Source organism: Klebsiella sp. BIGb0149 (genome assembly GCF_004362605.1).
Lineage (GTDB): Bacteria > Pseudomonadota > Gammaproteobacteria > Enterobacterales > Enterobacteriaceae > Klebsiella > Klebsiella terrigena.
Genome location: NZ_SNYG01000005.1, coordinates 216,909 through 234,728, shown reverse-complemented (window position 1 = coordinate 234,728; position 17,820 = coordinate 216,909). Strand labels below are relative to the sequence as shown.

At 60.1% G+C, this 17,820-nt stretch carries 16 protein-coding genes; 7 read left to right on the top strand and 9 right to left on the bottom strand.

Translation table 11 applies throughout. From position 1 onward, the window contains the following. Nucleotides 1-33 precede the first annotated feature (33 nt). Together mltA and tcdA are read left to right on the top strand one after the other, a co-directional pair. Nucleotides 34-1,131 carry a murein transglycosylase A gene (gene mltA, locus EDF75_RS18410; RefSeq protein ID WP_041147016.1) on the top strand — a complete coding sequence of 366 codons (1,098 nt, stop codon included), beginning with the start codon at nucleotides 34-36 and terminating at the stop codon, nucleotides 1,129-1,131. Nucleotides 1,132-1,199: 68 nt separating this feature from the next. Then, nucleotides 1,200-2,006, top strand: coding sequence for a tRNA cyclic N6-threonylcarbamoyladenosine(37) synthase TcdA (tcdA, locus tag EDF75_RS18405; RefSeq protein ID WP_133600437.1), 807 nt, complete (start codon nucleotides 1,200-1,202; stop codon nucleotides 2,004-2,006). A gap of 19 nt (nucleotides 2,007-2,025) precedes the next feature. On the opposite strand, the gene csdE is transcribed toward tcdA, so the two are convergent. Together csdE and csdA are read right to left on the bottom strand one after the other, a co-directional pair. Further along, a complete protein-coding gene (gene csdE, locus EDF75_RS18400) occupies nucleotides 2,026-2,466 on the bottom strand; it encodes a cysteine desulfurase sulfur acceptor subunit CsdE (protein WP_133600436.1) in 441 nt (146 codons plus the stop codon). Next, nucleotides 2,466-3,671 (bottom strand): cysteine desulfurase CsdA, encoded by a 1,206-nt coding sequence (gene csdA / locus EDF75_RS18395; protein ID WP_133600435.1) that lies wholly within the window; start codon nucleotides 3,669-3,671, stop codon nucleotides 2,466-2,468. The genes csdE and csdA overlap by 1 nt, the downstream gene beginning before the upstream one ends. 434 nt (nucleotides 3,672-4,105) lie before the next feature. Between csdA and gcvA the strand changes: the two genes are divergently transcribed. Genes gcvA through rlmM form a run of 3 tightly spaced genes read left to right on the top strand, consistent with a single transcriptional unit; the run spans nucleotide 4,106 to nucleotide 6,531 of the window. After that, a complete protein-coding gene (gcvA, locus tag EDF75_RS18390; protein WP_041147012.1) occupies nucleotides 4,106-5,023 on the top strand; it encodes a glycine cleavage system transcriptional regulator GcvA in 918 nt (305 codons plus the stop codon). Between the two features lie 19 nt (nucleotides 5,024-5,042). Continuing rightward, nucleotides 5,043-5,438 (top strand): DUF423 domain-containing protein, encoded by a 396-nt coding sequence (locus tag EDF75_RS18385; protein WP_041147011.1) that lies wholly within the window; start codon nucleotides 5,043-5,045, stop codon nucleotides 5,436-5,438. Further along, complete coding sequence (gene rlmM / locus EDF75_RS18380) at nucleotides 5,431-6,531, top strand: 23S rRNA (cytidine(2498)-2'-O)-methyltransferase RlmM (protein ID WP_095098722.1); 1,101 nt, start codon at nucleotides 5,431-5,433, stop codon at nucleotides 6,529-6,531. The genes EDF75_RS18385 and rlmM overlap by 8 nt, the downstream gene beginning before the upstream one ends. A 63-nt stretch (nucleotides 6,532-6,594) precedes the next feature. Here the strand turns inward: rlmM and fucR are convergent, their stop codons facing one another. Genes fucR through fucP form a run of 5 tightly spaced genes read right to left on the bottom strand, consistent with a single transcriptional unit; the run spans nucleotide 6,595 to nucleotide 12,381 of the window. After that, nucleotides 6,595-7,311 (bottom strand): L-fucose operon activator, encoded by a 717-nt coding sequence (fucR, locus tag EDF75_RS18375; protein WP_041147009.1) that lies wholly within the window; start codon nucleotides 7,309-7,311, stop codon nucleotides 6,595-6,597. Nucleotides 7,312-7,369: 58 nt separating this feature from the next. Further along, nucleotides 7,370-7,792 carry an L-fucose mutarotase gene (gene fucU / locus EDF75_RS18370; RefSeq protein ID WP_095098716.1) on the bottom strand — a complete coding sequence of 141 codons (423 nt, stop codon included), beginning with the start codon at nucleotides 7,790-7,792 and terminating at the stop codon, nucleotides 7,370-7,372. Between the two features lies 1 nt (nucleotide 7,793). Further along, on the bottom strand, nucleotides 7,794-9,212 hold the full coding sequence (fucK, locus tag EDF75_RS18365; protein ID WP_133600434.1) for an L-fuculokinase: 1,419 nt from the start codon (nucleotides 9,210-9,212) through the stop codon (nucleotides 7,794-7,796). A gap of 52 nt (nucleotides 9,213-9,264) precedes the next feature. Beyond that, nucleotides 9,265-11,040: an L-fucose isomerase gene (gene fucI / locus EDF75_RS18360; protein WP_133600433.1), complete on the bottom strand. Its 1,776-nt coding sequence runs from the start codon at nucleotides 11,038-11,040 to the stop codon at nucleotides 9,265-9,267. Nucleotides 11,041-11,070: 30 nt separating this feature from the next. After that, on the bottom strand, nucleotides 11,071-12,381 hold the full coding sequence (gene fucP, locus EDF75_RS18355; RefSeq protein ID WP_133600432.1) for an L-fucose:H+ symporter permease: 1,311 nt from the start codon (nucleotides 12,379-12,381) through the stop codon (nucleotides 11,071-11,073). A gap of 566 nt (nucleotides 12,382-12,947) precedes the next feature. On the opposite strand from fucP, the gene fucA reads away from it, so the two are divergent. Together fucA and fucO are read left to right on the top strand one after the other, a co-directional pair. Next, on the top strand, nucleotides 12,948-13,595 hold the full coding sequence (gene fucA, locus EDF75_RS18350; protein ID WP_133600431.1) for an L-fuculose-phosphate aldolase: 648 nt from the start codon (nucleotides 12,948-12,950) through the stop codon (nucleotides 13,593-13,595). A 27-nt stretch (nucleotides 13,596-13,622) separates the two neighbouring features. Further along, complete coding sequence (gene fucO, locus EDF75_RS18345; protein ID WP_133600430.1) at nucleotides 13,623-14,771, top strand: lactaldehyde reductase; 1,149 nt, start codon at nucleotides 13,623-13,625, stop codon at nucleotides 14,769-14,771. 117 nt (nucleotides 14,772-14,888) lie between these two features. On the opposite strand, the gene xni is transcribed toward fucO, so the two are convergent. Together xni and EDF75_RS18335 are read right to left on the bottom strand one after the other, a co-directional pair. Then, complete coding sequence (gene xni, locus EDF75_RS18340) at nucleotides 14,889-15,644, bottom strand: flap endonuclease Xni (RefSeq protein ID WP_045857486.1); 756 nt, start codon at nucleotides 15,642-15,644, stop codon at nucleotides 14,889-14,891. A gap of 156 nt (nucleotides 15,645-15,800) precedes the next feature. Beyond that, nucleotides 15,801-17,744, bottom strand: a complete 1,944-nt coding sequence (locus EDF75_RS18335) for a sigma-54-dependent Fis family transcriptional regulator (RefSeq protein ID WP_133600429.1) — start codon at nucleotides 17,742-17,744, stop codon at nucleotides 15,801-15,803. Nucleotides 17,745-17,820: the final 76 nt, after the last annotated feature.

The window sequence follows — 17,820 nt, the reverse complement described above, 5'->3', positions numbered from 1 at the left end:
GAACCGGTACTAAGCGGCAAAAGAAGAGATACCATGAAAGGATGTTGGGCAAAGTATGTGGCAACCGGAGCAATACTGGCGATGCTCGCCGGCTGCTCCTCGAAACCGACCGATCGCGGTCAGCAGTATAATGAAGGAAAGCTCACCCAGCCGTTTTCACTGGTTAACCAGCCTGATGCGGTCGGCACGCCGATTAACGCGGGCGACTTCTCCGAACAGGTCAGGCAGATCCGCAGCGCCTCTCCGCGCCTCTATAATAGCCAGAGCAACGTCTATAACTCCCTGCAGCAGTGGCTAAGCGCCGGCGGCGATACCCGCACGCTGAGCCAGTACGGGATTGACGCCTGGCAGATGCAGGGCGCCGATAGCTACGGCAACGTGCAGTTTACCGGCTACTACACCCCGGTGGTGCAGGCGCGCCACACCCGCCAGGGTGAGTTCCAGTATCCTATTTACCGCATGCCGCCGAAGCGCGGCAAGCTTCCGTCCCGCGCCAGCATCTACGCCGGCGGGCTGAGCGACAGCTATATTCTGGCTTACAGCAATTCGCTGATGGACAACTTCATTATGGATGTCCAGGGCAGCGGCTATATCGATTTTGGCGACGGCTCGCCGCTGAACTTCTTCAGCTATGCCGGGAAGAACGGCTGGTCGTATCGCAGCATCGGCAAGGTGCTTATCGATCGCGGTGAAGTGAAGAGAGAAGATATGTCGATGCAGGCGATCCGCGAATGGGGCGAAACCCATAGCGAAGCCGAAGTGCGCGCGCTGCTCGAAGAGAACCCGTCCTTCGTCTTCTTTAAACCGCAATCCTTCGCCCCGGTGAAAGGCGCCAGCGCGGTGCCGCTGATTGGCCGCGCGTCGGTCGCCTCTGACCGCAGCATTATCCCGCCGGGAACCACCCTGCTGGCGGAAGTCCCGCTGCTGGATAATAAAGGCAAGTTTAACGGTCAGTACGAGCTGCGCCTGATGGTTGCGCTGGACGTCGGCGGCGCGATTAAAGGCCAGCACTTCGATATCTATCAGGGTATCGGCGCGGATGCCGGGCATCGCGCGGGCTGGTATAACCATTATGGCCGCGTTTGGGTGCTGAAAAACGCCCCAGGCACGGGCAACGTCTTTAGCGGCTAACTCTCCTTTCTCCGCTTCCCCGACGGCACGCGCGCGTCGGGGAAGCGGCCATTTTATTCTGAGGTTTTATGTCTGTTGTAATTAGCGACGCCTGGCGCCAGCGTTTCGGCGGTACGGCGCGTTTATATGGTGAAAAAGCGCTGCAGTGCTTTGCCGACGCGCATGTCTGCGTCGTGGGCATCGGCGGCGTCGGCTCCTGGGCTGCAGAAGCGCTGGCAAGAACCGGGATCGGCGCCATTACCCTTATCGATATGGACGACGTCTGCGTCACCAACACCAACCGGCAGATTCATGCCCTGGGCGGCAACGTCGGGCTGGCGAAAGCCGAGGTGATGGCGGAGCGTATCCGGCTGATCAACCCTGAATGTCAGGTGACGGTGATTGACGATTTCGTGACGCCGGAGAACGTGGCCGAATATATGGGCGCGGGCTTCAGCTACGTGATTGACGCTATCGATAGCGTGCGGCCGAAGGCGGCGTTAATTGCGTACTGCCGCCGCTATAAGGTGCCGCTGGTGACCACCGGCGGCGCGGGCGGGCAAATTGACCCGACGCAGATTCAGGTGGCTGACCTGGCGAAAACCATCCAGGACCCGCTGGCGGCGAAGCTGCGCGAGCGCCTGAAGGGCCAGTTCGGGGTGGTGAAAAATAGTAAGGGCAAGCTCGGCATCGACTGCGTGTTCTCGACCGAGGCGCTGGTTTATCCCCAGGCTGACGGCAGCGTATGCGCCATGAAAAGCAGCGCGGAAGGCCCCAAACGGATGGACTGCGCGTCGGGCTTTGGGGCGGCAACGATGGTTACCGCCACCTTTGGCTTTGTCGCCGTATCCCATGCGCTGAAGAAGATGCTGGCGAAAGCCGGGCGTCAGGGCTAAGCGCCGTTCTTATTGCAGGTTAAGCCTCGCGGGCCGCGGCGAGCACCGCTGCGCCCAGCGCGGCGAGGCCCTGGCCGCGAGAGGCGCTCAGCTGCGCGCGCAGCCCCAGCTCGTCGAACAGCGCCAGCGGATCGTGGTCCAGCAGCTCGGCGGCGCTTTTCCCCTCAACGGCGGTCAGCAGCACGGCCAGCAGGCCGCGAACGATCCGCCCCTCGCTGTCGCCGAAGAAATGCAGCCGACCGTCGCGCAGGGTATGCCCCAGCCAGACGCGGTTTTCACAGCCGGCAATCTCCGTCGTGCGGGCTTTCGCCTCGTCCGCCAGCGGCGGCAGCTTTTTGCCTAACAGGATCAGCTGGCGGTACTTATCTTCCCACTGGTTCAGCGGGGCGAAGGTTTGCCGCAGCATCGCTTCAGTGATGGCGGTGCCAAACGGATGGTTCTGCGGATCGGGAGTCGTCATTAGTCCACCAAAATTTCCAGAGCGCGGTCAACGGCATGCACCAGCGCGTAAACGTCATCCTGGGTATTATAAGGCGCAAACGAGGCGCGCAGGGTGCCGCTGACGCCAAGCGCCGCCAGCAGCGGCTGGGCGCAGTGCTGCCCGGCGCGAAGCGCGATGCCGGACTCCGCCAGCAGCGTCACCATATCGCCGTGGTGAACGCCGGCGAAATCAAACGCCAGCAGGCTTGAGCTTTGGCTGCGGAAGGAGCGGAAGCCCGGACGTTTCGCCAGCTCATCTTCAGCCAGCGTCGCCAGGCTGCGGCTCCAGCTTTCAGCCTGGGCGATATCGGTCTCCTGCAGCCACTCCAGCGTCGCGCTCAGGCCAATGACCCCGGCGACGTTTGGCGTGCCGGCCTCCAGCCGATAGGGGACGGGCTGGGTTTTAAACCCGTCGAAGGTGACTTCGGTAATCATTTTACCGCCGCCGAGCCACGGCGACATGGCGTTCAGCAGTTCGCTTTTACCGTACAGCGCGCCAATCCCCGTCGGGCCGTACAGCTTATGCCCGGAGAAGGCGTAAAAGTCGATATCCAGATTCTGGACGTCGGCCGGGAAATGCACCGCGCCCTGGGCGCCGTCGACCATCACCACCATTCCGGCTTCATGCGCGAGGCGGATCGCCAGCGCCAGGTCCGGGCAGCCGCCGGTTACGTTCGACATCTGGCCAATGGCCAGCACCCGGCTACGCGGCGTGATCAGGGAAGGCAGGCTCGCGACGTCAGGCAGGCGATCGGCTCCGATGGGCAGCTTCACCACCCGGGCGCCGGTCTGCTCGGCCACCATCAGCCAGGGAACCAGATTGGCGTGATGCTCCGCTTCGCTGACGATGATTTCGTCCCCGGGCCGCAGGCGCGGGCGAACGTAGCTCTGGGCCACCATGTTAATGGCTTCGGTGGTGCCGCGGGTCCAGACGATATCTTTGCCCGACGGCGCGTTAAGCAGCGCCGCGACGCGCTCGCGGGCGTCTTCATAACGTTCGGTCAGACGCCGGGCGGCGGCAAACTGGCTGCGGTGCACGTTGCCGGCGCTGAGGCGATAGAACCGATCGCTGGCCTCGATGGTGGCCAGCGGCTTTAGCGCCGTCGCCGCGCTGTCAAGGTAAACGCCGGCATCGGCCAGAGCCGGAAACTGCGCGCGAAACTGAGCGGGATTGAATGCGTTCATGGAGCTCCTCGTTGCAATTCGACGATCGTCGCGCAATTTATCCGTCAGGGCAAGGCTGACAAGCACCGGATAAGGAAGAGAGGGGAAATTCAGGGCAAAAAAAAGCACCGCGCGTTGCGGTGCTACATTAAATCACTATGGACAGACAGGGTAAATGTACAGGAAGTGAAAAGGGGGTAGCTTAGCCACCATGGTCCGCAAAGACAGACCAATTGCAAACACAACAACACAACATCACAACCGTAAGCCAAAAGCTTGTTGGAACACGCATTCCAAAAAAAGCTCTTCGTTCCGGCTCAGGAAGTGCGGCCACTATAGGTATTTGCTGGTAGAACCTCAACGGACAAATTATAATGGCTCAGATAAAAAAAACTAATAGGTTAAACGTTGTTTCCTGTTTGTTAAATTGCCTTAACATCTAAGCCAGAATAACCATGTCAAAGCGATTACCACCTCTGAATGCATTACGTGTTTTTGATGCAGCCGCACGTCATTTAAGCTTCACTCGCGCAGCCGATGAGCTTTTTGTGACCCAGGCCGCAGTAAGTCACCAAATCAAGTCACTAGAGGACTTTCTTGGGCTGAAGCTGTTTCGGCGGCGCAATCGATCGCTGCTGCTGACGGAAGAGGGCCAGAGCTATTTTCAGGATATTAAAGATATTTTTTCGCAGCTGACGGAGGCGACGCGTAAACTGCAGGCGCGTAGCGCAAAAGGGGCGTTAACGGTCAGCCTGTTGCCCAGTTTTGCGATTCAGTGGCTTGTCCCGCGCCTTTCAAGCTTTAACTCAGCTTATCCGGGAATCGACGTCAGAATCCAGGCGGTGGACCGTCAGGAGGACAAGCTGGCGGATGACGTTGACGTGGCGATTTTCTACGGCCGCGGCAACTGGCCGGGGCTGCGCGTCGAAAAACTGTACGCCGAGTATCTGCTGCCGGTGTGCTCGCCGGTGCTGCTGACCGGTGACAAAGCGTTGAAAACGCCTGCGGATCTGGCGCAACATACGCTATTGCACGATGCTTCCCGTCGCGACTGGCAAACTTATACCCGCCAGCTGGGTCTAAGCCATATTAACGTCCAGCAGGGGCCGATTTTCAGCCACAGCGCAATGGTGCTGCAGGCGGCCATTCACGGACAGGGGGTCGCGCTCGCCAATAACGTGATGTCCCAGTCCGAAATTGAAGCCGGCCGCCTGGTCTGTCCGTTTAATGATGTTCTGGTCAGTAAAAATGCCTTTTATCTGGTTTGTCATGACAGTCAGGCTGAACTGGGTAAAATAGCCGCCTTCCGGCAGTGGATACTGGCGAAAGCGGCAAGTGAACAAGAAAAATTTCGCTTTCGTTACGAACAATAAATGATTGTAGGGTAATAACATGACCAGCCGTTTTATGCTGATATTCGCCGCGATAAGCGGTTTTATCTTTGTTGCTCTGGGCGCCTTCGGCGCGCACGTGTTAAGCCGGTCGCTGGGCGTTGCGGAAATGGGCTGGATCCATACCGGCCTTGAGTACCAGGCCTTCCATACGCTGGCCATTTTTGGCCTGGCGGTGGCGATGCAGCGCCGCATCAGCATCTGGTTTTACTGGAGCAGCGTCTTTATGGCGCTGGGTACCGTTTTGTTCAGCGGCAGCCTTTACTGCCTGGCGCTGTCGCATTTACGCCTGTGGGCGTTCGTTACGCCGGTGGGAGGCGTCAGCTTCCTCGCCGGCTGGGTTTTAATGTTAATTGGTGCAATTCGTCTGAAACGTAAGGGCGTTGTTCATGAATAAGGTTGTCCTCTATTGTCGCCCCGGGTTTGAGAAGGAGTGCGCAGCAGAAATTACCGATAAGGCATCCCGCCTTGAGGTGTTTGGTTTTGCCCGCGTTAAAGATAACGCCGGGTACGTGGTTTTTGAATGCTATCAGATGGAAGATGGCGACAAGCTGGCGCGCGAGCTGCCGTTCAGCTCGCTGGTTTTTGCTCGCCAGATGTTTGTGGTGGGCGAGCTGCTGCGCGACCTGCCGCCGGAAGATCGCATCACGCCGATTGTCGGCATGCTGCAGGGCGTAGTGGAGAAGGGCGGCGACCTGCGGGTGGAAGTGGCCGATACCAATGAAAGCAAAGAGCTGATGAAGTTCTGCCGTAAGTTTACGGTTCCGCTGCGCGCGGCCCTGCGTGAAGCGGGCGTGCTGACCAGCTACGAAACGTCGAAGCGTCCGGTGGTGCACGTGTTCTTTATCGCCCCGGGCTGCTGCTATACCGGCTACTCCTACTCCAACAACAACTCCCCGTTCTATATGGGGATCCCGCGGCTTAAATTCCCTGCCGATGCGCCGAGCCGCTCTACGCTGAAGCTGGAGGAGGCGTTCCACGTCTTTATCCCGGCCGATGAGTGGGACGAGCGCCTGGGCAACGGCATGTATGCGGTGGATCTTGGCGCCTGTCCCGGCGGCTGGACCTATCAGCTGGTGAAGCGCAACATGTGGGTTTCGTCGGTCGATAACGGTCCGATGGCGCAGAGCCTGATGGATACCGGGCAGGTGACCTGGCTGCGCGAAGACGGCTTCCGCTACCGTCCGACGCGTAACAACATCTCGTGGATGGTGTGCGACATGGTGGAAAAACCGGCTAAGGTTGCGGCGCTGATGGCGCAGTGGCTGGTCAACGGCTGGTGCCGCGAGACTATCTTCAACCTGAAGCTGCCGATGAAAAAGCGCTATGAAGAGCTGTCGCGCAATCTGGCCTACATCCAGGAGCAGCTGGATGAGCACGGCATTAACGCGCAGATTCAGGCGCGCCAGCTGTATCACGATCGTGAAGAAGTGACCGTTCATATTCGCCGCCTGTGGGCTGCGGTTGGCGGTCGGCGCGACGAACGCTAATTTGGCGTCGTATCCCGGATAGCGGCGCCGTTATCCGGGCTCTCTTCTCCCTTCTCCTGCCGGCTATTTCGCCGCGATGGGCTCATCAGAAATGATGTGCGTCACGTCATCGAGATGGCCAATGCTGGCCTCGCCCGAGCGATTAAACTTACTCTTATCGATCAGCAGTAAAGACTGCGCCGCGCGCTTGAGCAACAGGGATTTGAACTCGGCGTTAACCGTATTTGAATCCCAAAGCGCGCCGTTGCTATCGATGCCTTCGCAGGAAAAAACGAACAGATCGATCTCCAGGGACCTGAGCTGCGGTATAAGCGAAGCGCTCACGTAGCAGCCGTATTTACGCTGCAGGGTGCCGCCGGAGCAGGTGAGCTGGATGTGCTCGCGCTTGCTGAGCTCCTGGCAGATGGGCTGGCTGTTGGTAAACACGTGCAGGTTGACGTCGGGGAGCTGACGGGCCAGATACCAGCAGGTGGAGCTGGCATCGAGGGCGATAACCATCCCTTCTTCTATCCAGGCAAGGGCCTCGCGGGCGATATCGGCTTTGTGGGCATAGTGGCTTTTGAGGCGGATATGAAACGGATCGCCGCTGTCCTGGCTCTGGCGATGAATGATCTTGACGCGCCCGTGGTTACGCAGCACTTTGCCCTGCGACTGCAGCTCGCTGAGGTCGCGACGAATCGTCTCTTTACTGACCGCGAGCTGCAGCGATAGGGCTTCAGTCGTCAGGCTGCTATGGTTGATCAGCAGGTCTATGATCGCCTGCTGGCGTGCCGCTTTCATTTTCTCTCACCCTGTCAGTCAATAAACGCCCGCATCAGGCGGGCGCTCCGGCATGAGATTACGGCGTTACTCCTTTTTTTAAAAGAATATTCCCGTACTTGGCGCGCTCCCCTGTGATAACGATCGCAAAGGCTTTTTGCGCCCGCTCGTAGAACGCAAAGCGATCGATGCGGGTGATTTCCGGACAGGGCGACTCCCGGGAGAGCGCATCGCGATAGCGTTGCTCAACGCCGGGGTCGAGCGCGTCGCCCGCTACCGCCGCCATCATCACCAGCGGTGGCGCGTAGCCGTCGAGTTCAAACAGCGGCGCGATCGCCTGCAGGAGGTCGCTGACCTGCAGGCCGTCGGCGCGAATGACCTGCGGCCCCATACTGTGGGCCGGGAAGTGGGCGTCGGAAAAAATAATTTCATCCCCGTGGCCCATCTCGGCCAGGATCTTCAGCAGCTCGGGGGAGATGAGTGGCGAGATCGTTTTTAGCATGTCATACCTCATCTATCAGTTCAGGTTCGGTTTGTGGATAAAAGTAGCGGTACCGGTAGCGCACTTCGGCTCTGGCCTGCTCCGGGCTGGCAAACTCGCCGGCGCCAAACCAGCCGTACATCGCCGCGCCGGCAACGGTGGTTTCCGCGTCATCCAGGACCTTAACCGGCATACCCAGCGCGTTGGCTTTTATTTGATTCCACAGCGCGTTGCGGCTGCCGCCGCCCACCAGCAGGAGCTCGCGGGCCTTAAAGCCGCCGATTTTCTCCAGGGTGCGCAGGTGGCTCTGCAGCTGGGCGGTTAAGCCCTCCAGCGCGGCGCGATAAAAGTGCGCGCGGGTGGTATTCAGCGTTACGCCCTGCCAGCCCGCGTCCCGGCAGGCCAGCAGATCGCAGCGCATCTTCACGCCTTCGGCGCCGGCGGGAATGAGGCGCGCTTCCTCAATCAGCGTTTGCCACGGCGTCTCCGGCGTCCACAGCAGCTGGCGCACCCACTCCAGCACGCCGGACGCCAGCCACTGCATCCCGGGGTTGGTCAGTCCGGGCCGGCTGTCCAGCTCGCAGGTTGAGCCGGGGTACTGACTCAGCAGCGGGGTATTAACCTCGGCGCTGCGCACCATCAGAATTTCCCAGGTGCCGGAGGAGAGCACCGGTTCGTCCTGCTGCGCACCGGCGCCAAACAGCGCGAACTGCGTATCGTGCCCGGCGGAGAATACCGGTATCCCCGCGGGGAGCTGCAGCAGCGCGGCGGCATCGGGCTGGAGGGTGCCGATCTTCTCTCCCGCTTCCACCAGCGTAGGGAACAGCCGGCGCGGGATCCCCGCCGCCTGCAGGATCTCGGGGCTAAACTCCAGCCGGTGAATATCCAGCATCTGGCCGGTACCCGCCATAGTGATATCGGTGGTGAATTCGCCGGTTAAGCGGTGGTTGATAAGCGATGAGATAAACAGCCAGGCATGCGCCTTTTCCAGCAGCTGCGGGTGGTTCTCTTTCAGCCACACCAGCTTATATAAGGTATTGAAGCTGAAGGCCCCGACGCCGGAGATTTCCTGCAGCCGCTGCGCCGGCATTATTCGACCGATGTCGTGCATCACCGCTGCGGTGCGCGGGCATTTCCAGCTGATCGTCGGGTAGAGCAGGGCGCCGCGCTCATCGACCAGCGCGCCGTCCACGCCAAAGGTGGTGACCGTAATACCGCGAATGCGGCAGGCGGCGAGCTCCGCCGCGAGCGTCTGACAGCAGCTGGCGAAGCGCTGCAGGATCGCTTCCAGAGACCACTGGTGCCACGCGCCGTTTTCCGCCGCGGCATCGCTGGCGTTGGGGGTCGATGCGCGGGCGACAATCTTCCCCTGCCGATCGACAGCGATGGCCCGGACGTTGGTTGCCCCGCAGTCGAGGACCAGAATAACCTCTTGTTTCATCATTGCTCCTGAAACAAAAAAAGCCCTTTCGCGATGAAAGGGCGGAAACGTATTAACGTTTGTACAGCGGGCCATAGTTCTGGCAGGCGCGGTAGTCCTGACCTTCAGTATCCATACCGTGCGCAGACCAGGTTGAAGGGCGATAGATTTTCGCCTCTTCCACGTTATGCATGCAGACCGGAATACGCAGCATGGAGGCGAGGGTGATAAAGTCCGCGCCGACGTGGCCAATGGTCAGCACGCCGTGGTTTGCCCCCCAGTTCGCCATCACCGAATAGACATCGGAGAACGGGCCCTTGCCGGTCAGACGCGGCGCAAACCAGGTGGTTGGCCAGGTGGAGTTGGTGCGAGCGTCCAGCTGGTCGTGCATCTCTTTCGGCAGCTCGACGCTCCAGCCTTCGGCGATTTGCAGGACCGGCCCGAGGCCTTTAATGATGTTCACCCGGGTCATGGTAAAGGGGACGCCGCCTTCGGTGAGGAAGCGCGAGGAGAAGCCGCCGCCGCGGAAATACTCGTGGATCGCCGGGCACCACTCGGTGGCCGCGAGGCAGGCGTCGGCCTCCTGCTGCGAGATTTCCCAGTGCGGTTTCATGGTCGGATTGCCCTCGGCATCGCGCTGTTTACAGGAGCCGTCCAGCGCCGCGGAACCGGAGTTGATCAGGTGGATAATGCCGTGTTCCGCCAGCCCGGTAAGCGGCTGGCCCGTCACCCGTTCGACCGCATCCGGCGACCAGTAGGTCCGGACGTCGGCAAAGACCTGGGCGGTGCCGGTGAGCTGGTGGCCCAGCAGCATTGCCACCCCGTTGAGGCTGTCATTTTCGGTCGCGACAACCAGCGGCTCGCGCACCCCGTTCCAGTCAAACGAGCTGTTCAGCAGCGCCTCGGCGGTATCGCCGTTCGGGTATTGATCGGTCCAGTGGCGCTGGCCCTGAAAACCGGCGGCAATGGCGTTATAGCCCAGCGACTCTTCTACCAGACCCTTCTCCGCCAGCTTCGCGTTGCCCTGCATCATGTCGCGGATACAGATCGCCATCAGCAGGCTCTCTTTCAGGACCGCCCGGCTCTGCTCGGCATTGCGTTTGTACTGCCGGGCGTTCTGGTCCTCGCCGTAGCGGAAGTTTTTATCCGCCCACGCCAGCGCCATTTCCAGCTCCACCTCATCATAGATTTTCTGGTCGATGCGCCGACGCAGCTCGGTCATATCGACCGCCTGCACCTTCATGCCTAGCCAGGATTCGAAGAAGTTATGATCGACGATGGAGCCGGCAATCCCCATGGATACGCCGCCGACGGAGAGATAGCTTTTGCCCTTCATGGCGGCAACCGCCAGCCCGGCGCGGGCGAAGCGCAGCAGCTTTTCTTCGACGTCCGCAGGGATCGAGCTGTCGTCCGCGTCCTGAACGTCGTGACCATAGATCGAGAAGGCCGGAATACCTTTCTGGCTGTGGGCGGCCAGCGCGGCGGCGAGATAGACCGCTCCCGGGCGCTCGGTGCCGTTAAAGCCCCAGATGGCTTTCGGGCGCATCGGGTCCATATCGATGGTTTCGCTGCCGTAGCACCAGCAGGGGGTGACGGTAATGGTCACGCCGACGTTGTGGCGGCTAAACTTCTCCTCACAGGCGGCGGACTCCGCCATGCCGGCGATGCAGGTATCCGCAATGACGCACTCGATCTGCGCGCCGCAGGCGTGGCGAAGCTTCTCGCCGATCAGCGCGGCGGTGGCCTGCGCCATATTCATGGTTTGCTCTTCCAGCGACTCGCGTACGCCCATGCGACGTCCGTCAATGACCGGGCGAATGCCTATTTTCGGTAAGCTGATTTTTTTCATTCCAGACTCCTCACGTTATTCGGGAAATGTTCAGTTTGTTGCCGTTTGTGAACGGAAACGGGCAAAAATAAAGATGATGGCGAAGCACAGCGTCGGGACCAGTTCGGCGGTCGGAATATTGCCCGCCGCATCGCTGACAAATCCCATTACTGGCGTGACGATCCCGCCGCCGATAATGGTCATGACGATAAACGACGAACCGTATTTGGTGTCCTGCCCCAGATTTTTGATCCCCAGAGAGAAAATGGTGGGGTACTGAATCGACATAAACGCGCTGCACAGGGTTAGCGCCAGCAGGCCGATATGCCCGCCGCTGAGCGCGGAAATCAGGCACAGCGCCATCGACAGCAGGGCGTAGGCGGCGAGCACTTTATGCGGGGCAAAGCGGCTGATGAGCCAGGTGCCGCTAAAGCGGCCGATGAAGAAGCAGACCATGGTGCCGGTCAGGTAGTTCGCGGCGAAGCCGGGGGTCATGCCGGGGATCTCTTCGATAGCATAGCGAATCAAATAGCTCCAGCAGGCCGTTTGCGCGCCAACGTAGCAGAACTGCGCCAGAACCGCCCAGCGCCAGTGGCGAATGCGCACCAGCCTGGCGAAGGAGGCGGTCAAAGAGCTCTGTTCGCTATCAACGTGGTCGTCGCTTTGCAGAGAAGGAAATTTTGTCAGCGCGATCAGTACGGCAACCAGCAGCACGATTGCCACGATAATCATGTACGGCGTCTGAACCGAGAGCACCAGGCTGTGCTTATAGGCGCTGAGCTGATCGGGCGCCATTTTATCGAGCACTTCCTGCGATTGATGCGGCACGTTAGACAAAATAAGACTTTGCCCAAAGACGACGGCAATAATGGCGCCAAAGGAGTTAAAAGTTTGCGCCAGGTTGAGGCGGAAATGCCCGCCGCTTTCCGGGCCAAGGACCGTAACGAAAGGGTTGGCGGCGGTTTCAAGACATCCCAGGCCGGCGGCAATAATAAAAAGACCAATCAGAAATAAAGTGTAATTCATTATTTCCGCTGCCGGCCAGAATAGGGCCGCGCCGAGAGCGTAGAGAAATAGCCCGGTAATTATTCCGGCCTTATAGCTGAGCTTTTTCATCAGGATCCCAGCGGGGACCGGAATGACGAAATAGCCAAAATAAAAGGCTGATTGAATCAGCCCGGCCTGAAAGTTTGTTAGCGTAAAAGCCTGCTGGAACTGCGGCAGTAAAATATCATTTAAGTTATTGGCAACGGCCCACAGGAAAAATAGTGAGCACAGCAGGGCGAATGGAATTATATAGCGCTTACTCTGTCCGACATCTATCGCACGAAAACTCTGCGTTTGTATTGTTGTGTTTCCCATAGCATCCTCATCAGTTCAGAAGCGTGTCCAGCATCTTTAGCATGCGGCTGGTCACTCTCTCCAGCCGGTAAAGTAAGGTGAGTTCCGGTTAAGCGGCGGTGAATAAAATGCTCTCGTGAATGAACTCATGAACTCATTTTCAAATAAACAACGTCTTTTAATATGATGGCGGTCACATTTGGCCCGGAGACAATGGCTTTATGTGATTGGCATCACTTTAATTTATCTAAAACAATGACCGTTTGAGATTATTTAATTTAAAAGCCACAGCGGCGCTGCCCGATTTAATTTATTGCGGCGCAAACGGGCAATTGTTAAAGACAGAGAGAAATGCCCGTTTAAAAAAAGAAAAATAATAACGGGCAGTTTTCTTTGGGGAAAATAATCGGTTCTTTATTTATTCGCGGGGATTAATTGATGGCGGTCACATAATACGCTGATGGCAATTCCATTCTGGTTATTCAATATGATGATGGTAAGCAAATATCCGATTAATTCGACAGAGCCGGGATGATGTTACGTGAGGATTCTGTTGGTCCGTTTTGAAACGCTGAGAGAGGTAAATAATGGAACGAAATACGCTGGCGCGGCAGATTATTGATACCTGCCTGGAAATGACCCGGCTGGGGCTGAATCAGGGGACCGCAGGCAACGTGAGCGTGCGCTATGAAGGCGGCATGCTGATTACGCCGACGGGCATCCCCTACGAAAAGCTCACCGAATCCCACATCGTCTGGATTGACGCCAGCGGCCAGCATGAGCAGGGCAAGCTGCCGTCAAGCGAGTGGCGCTTTCATATGGCGGCCTACCAGACCCGCCCCGACGCGCAGGCGGTGGTGCATAACCACGCGGTGCACTGTACCGCGGTATCGATCCTTAACCGGCCCATTCCGGCGATCCACTACATGATTGCCGCCGCCGGCGGCAACTCCATCCCCTGCGCGCCCTACGCCACCTTCGGCACGCGCGAGCTCTCCGAATATGTGGCCGTCGCGCTAAAAAACCGCAAGGCGACCCTGCTGCAGCATCACGGGCTGATTGCCTGTGAAGAGAGTCTGGAAAAAGCGCTGTGGCTGGCGCATGAGGTGGAGGTGCTGGCCCAGCTGTACCTCAGCACGCTGGCGATTATCGATCCCGTGCCGGTACTGGATGACGAAGCGATAGCCATCGTGCTGGAAAAATTCAAAACCTATGGGCTACGTATCGAAGAGTGATCCCGCACGACAAACAGGAGACGGGCGATGGCGAACAGAATGATTTTGAACGAAACGGCGTGGTTTGGCCGAGGGGCGATAGCGGCATTATCCGACGAAGTGAAGCGTCGCGGCTATCGTAAGGCGCTGATTGTCACCGATAAGACGCTGGTTCAGTGCGGCGCGGTTAGCCGGGTGACGGAGAGCATGGATGCCGCCGGCCTGGCGTGGGAGATCTTTTCCGCCGTGATCCCCAACCCGACGATTGCGGTGGTGCAGGAGGGGCTGCGCGTCTTCAGGCAGAGCGGGGCGGACTACCTGATCGCCATCGGCGGCGGCTCGCCGCAGGATACCTGTAAGGCGGTGGGGATCATCAGCGCTAACCCCGAATTTGCCGACGTGCGTAGCCTGGAAGGGCTGTCGCCAACCCGCGCGCCGAGCGTGCCGATAATGGCTATTCCGACCACCGCCGGAACCGCGGCGGAGGTGACGATCAACTACGTGATCACCGATGAGGAAAAGCGGCGTAAATTTGTCTGCGTCGATCCGCACGATATTCCTCAGGTGGCGTTTATCGATGCCGACATGATGGACGGGATGCCGCCGGCGCTGAAGGCCGCCACCGGCGTTGACGCGCTGACCCACGCCATTGAGGGCTACACGACGCGGGCGGCCTGGGCGTTAACCGACGCCCTGCACCTGAAGGCGATAGAGATTATCGCCGGCGCGCTGCGCGGCTCGGTGGCGGGCGAGAGCCGGTCCGGCGAGGCGATGGCGCTGGGGCAGTATATTGCCGGGATGGGTTTTTCCAACGTCGGCCTCGGGCTGGTGCACGGCATGGCGCATCCTTTAGGCGCGTTTTACAACACGCCGCACGGCGTGGCCAACGCCATTCTGCTGCCTCACGTGATGCGCTACAACGCCGCCTACTGTGGAGGCAAGTTTGCCGATATCGCCCGGGCGATGGGCGAGAAAGTTGAAGGCAGAAGCGAAGAGGAGGTACGCCAGGCGGCGGTAGAGGCGGTGTGTAAGCTCAATCGCGACGTGGGGATCCCGCCGCATCTGCGCGATGTCGGGGTGCGTAAAGAGGATATTCCGGTGCTGGCGCAGGCGGCGCTGGATGACGTTTGCACCGGAGGCAACCCGCGGGAAGCCAGCCTGGCGGAGATTATCGAGCTCTACCATAGCGCCTGGTAAACGCTGCCGCTGCCGGAGTGTCAAGGGCGATGCTGGCTATCGCCCTTTCCGGCTAAACGGCGGCTATACCAGCTATACCAGCTATACCAGCTATACCGACTATGCCAGCGACACCGACTACGCCGTCAGCCGCAGCTGCTGCAGATTGCCGTCGAGCTGTAAATCGGTCTGCAGGCGGGCGATTTCACGACAGGTGAACGCCATCTCTTTATGCTCTTCCAGCTTCTTGCGCCACTTCTCCGCGACCTCGTCGAGACGGGCGTAAATCCCCTCCAGATCGGTAAACTCGGTTAACAGCTGGGCGGCGCTTTTGGGGCCGATACCCGCCACGCCCGGTACCTTCGAGCTGCTAATGCCCGCCAGCCCCCAGTAGTCAGGCAGCTGCTGCGGGGTCACGCCAAACTCGTTGGCAATAAAAGGGGCGTCCAGCCAGCGCTTCTGGAAGTAGTCGCGGATGCGAACCGTGGGCGAAAGCAGCTGGCAGTAGCCTTTATCCGTGGAGACGATGGTGGCCTGGTGCCCGGCCTGGGCGACCTTCATCGCCAGGGTGGCGGCGAGATCGTCGGCTTCGCTGCCCGCCAGGGCCCAGCAGCGTATTCCGCGCTGCTCAAACGCCGCGCGGATCGCGGGCATTTCGGCCTCCAGCGTCTCCGGCATCGGCGCGCGGCCGGCCTTATATTCCGCCAGGCGCTGGTGCCGCCAGCTGTGGGCGCGATCTTCATCATCAAATACCGCCACCGCGTGCGTTGGCTGACTATGGACGATCAGCTGCTCCAGCGCGTGCAGGCAGGTGTCAACGCAGGGTGAACCCTGCACCGCGTGAATGCGGCGAATCAGATTGAGCGCGTCGACGATTAACAGATGAACGGCCACAGGTCTCTCCTTATCATTTATGCCGGCAGATGAGCGGTCCGCCGGCCTGGTCGGGCGCCGTGCCCGAGCCGTGTTCTCATAAATGTAAGGGTATCATTGCCGTGCGGAGGAGGCTATCGGCGCGGGGATAATCGGGAACGCGCCTCGTAAAGCGGCTTAATCCGCGTGCAGCAGCAGGCTCAGGTCGCTGTGGGCCGCTTCCCCGTACCACACCGCTTCGCGCACGGAAACCGGTTTGCCGATCAGCCCGAGGGCATAAAAGCGGTCGGCGATGGTCTGCTGGGCGCGGATGACCTTCAGATCCATCATCCGCGGGCGATGGCTGCGCCGCGCGAGGGCGAGGGCCAGCGAATCGACGTTAATGCCTAATTCGGCGGCAAGCAGCCCGGCGGCCTCTTCGCGCCGGCTATCGATAAACTGCCCGGTTTGCGTCAGCTCGTGCAGCAGACGCTGCATGATGTCGCCGTTGTGATTGACGTAATCGCGGCGCGAAAGATAGAACTGATGGTTGTGCACCCGCCCCTCGCCGCTGGCGACCACCCGCAGCTCCCCGGTATGTTCGGCGTCGCTGAGCAGCGGGTCCCACATCATCCACGCGTCTACCGCCAGATAATCGCTGGCGGTGAGAGGGTACTTCGGCGGGATGTAGACCACCTTCACGTCGTTGAGGCCCAGACCGGCCTCTTCCAGAATCTGCAGCAGCAGCCAGTGCACGTTTGAGCCCTTATTCAGCGCAATACGCTTGCCGCGCAGATCGCCGAGCGTGCGGATCTCGCTATGCTGCGGCACCACCATCGCCACGCTTTGCGGCGCCGGCGGCTCCCACGCGACGTACACCAGCTCGGCACTGCTGGCCTGGGCAAAGACCGGCGGCGCTTCGCCGGTGGTGCCGAAATCGATCTCATTGCAGGCGAGGGCGTGTAGCAGCTGCGGCCCGGCCGGAAACTCGCTCCACAGCACGCTGACGCCGAGGCTGGAGAAGGCGCTTTCGAGGCTCTGTCGGGCCTTTAAAATGCCGAGGTTGCCGAAGCGCTGATAGCCGATGCGCAGCTCGCGGTCGACGGACGCGGTTTCGGCCAGCCGGCGCGACGCCGACTCTACCCGGCGGCGGCTCTTAATCACGCCAATATTGGCCAGCTGGGTACGCAGGGTGTGGCGACTGATCCCCAGCAGGGCGGCGGCCTGGCTTTGATTGTCGTCGCAGTGGGCCATAGCGCCGCGGATCAGCGCGCCGGTCATGCGCTCCCACAGCGCGTCGCCGGGCTGGGCGAGCTGCTGGTGGATAAAGTCGTCCAGCTCAAGATCCGTTGCCGTCAGCGGCGCGGCGTGCAGCGTGGTCAGGCGCAGCTGGGCCGGCGTAATCTCCTCTTCCCTGCTGAGCAGGACCGCGTTATGCAGCGTGTTTTCAAGCTCGCGGATATTGCCGGGCCACGGGTAGTCCATCAGCCGGTCCAGCGCCTCCGGCGCCAGATAGCGGGTCGGGCGTCCCAGCCGGCGGGCGTAGAGCGACAGGAAATGGTTGGCCAGCAGGGGAATATCCTGCCGGCGCTGGCGCAGCGGCGGCAGCGGGACGATGGCGATATTCAGGCGGTAGTAGAGGTCTTCACGGAAGCGGCGTTCGCGGATCGCCTGCGCCAAATCCACGTGGGTAGCGGCAATCACCCGCACGTTGACTTTAATCGCCTTGCGCGAGCCGACGCGGGTAATCTCGCGCTCCTGCAGCACGCGCAGCAGCTTCACCTGCAGCGGCAGGCTTAATTCGCCAATCTCATCGAGCAGCAGCGTGCCGCCCTCGGCGGCCTCAAACCAGCCGGGATGGCTCTGCACCGCGCCGGTAAACGCCCCTTTCTCGTGACCGAAGAGCTCCGCCTCCGCCAGGCTCTCGGTGAGCGCGCCGCAGTTTACGGCGAGAAAAGGCTGCTGGCGGCGGCTGCTGTGGTGATGCAGGTAGCGGGCGACCACCTCTTTACCGGTGCCGGTTTCACCGACGATCAGCACGGTGGCCTCGGTGGGCGCCAGTTTATCCAACAGGTTCTGAAAGGCCTTTGATGCCGGGTCGATCAGCACCGGGGTATCGGCCGGGGGGTCAGGATTGAGCATGGTAGTCCTCCGCTAAATAACGCCTTGAACTTATCCTCTGTCGGCGGCGATAAACACGGGCAAACCCTGTGGTTTT

Coding starts and splice junctions, on each gene's coding strand:
- mltA (WP_041147016.1), top strand. CDS start 34: ATGAAAGGATGTTGGGCAAAGTATGTGGCAACCGGAGCAATACTGGCG.
- tcdA (WP_133600437.1), top strand. CDS start 1,200: ATGTCTGTTGTAATTAGCGACGCCTGGCGCCAGCGTTTCGGCGGTACG.
- csdE (WP_133600436.1), bottom strand. CDS start 2,466: ATGACGACTCCCGATCCGCAGAACCATCCGTTTGGCACCGCCATCACT.
- csdA (WP_133600435.1), bottom strand. CDS start 3,671: ATGAACGCATTCAATCCCGCTCAGTTTCGCGCGCAGTTTCCGGCTCTG.
- gcvA (WP_041147012.1), top strand. CDS start 4,106: ATGTCAAAGCGATTACCACCTCTGAATGCATTACGTGTTTTTGATGCA.
- EDF75_RS18385 (WP_041147011.1), top strand. CDS start 5,043: ATGACCAGCCGTTTTATGCTGATATTCGCCGCGATAAGCGGTTTTATC.
- rlmM (WP_095098722.1), top strand. CDS start 5,431: ATGAATAAGGTTGTCCTCTATTGTCGCCCCGGGTTTGAGAAGGAGTGC.
- fucR (WP_041147009.1), bottom strand. CDS start 7,311: ATGAAAGCGGCACGCCAGCAGGCGATCATAGACCTGCTGATCAACCAT.
- fucU (WP_095098716.1), bottom strand. CDS start 7,792: ATGCTAAAAACGATCTCGCCACTCATCTCCCCCGAGCTGCTGAAGATC.
- fucK (WP_133600434.1), bottom strand. CDS start 9,212: ATGAAACAAGAGGTTATTCTGGTCCTCGACTGCGGGGCAACCAACGTC.
- fucI (WP_133600433.1), bottom strand. CDS start 11,040: ATGAAAAAAATCAGCTTACCGAAAATAGGCATTCGCCCGGTCATTGAC.
- fucP (WP_133600432.1), bottom strand. CDS start 12,381: ATGGGAAACACAACAATACAAACGCAGAGTTTTCGTGCGATAGATGTC.
- fucA (WP_133600431.1), top strand. CDS start 12,948: ATGGAACGAAATACGCTGGCGCGGCAGATTATTGATACCTGCCTGGAA.
- fucO (WP_133600430.1), top strand. CDS start 13,623: ATGGCGAACAGAATGATTTTGAACGAAACGGCGTGGTTTGGCCGAGGG.
- EDF75_RS18335 (WP_133600429.1), bottom strand. CDS start 17,744: ATGCTCAATCCTGACCCCCCGGCCGATACCCCGGTGCTGATCGACCCG.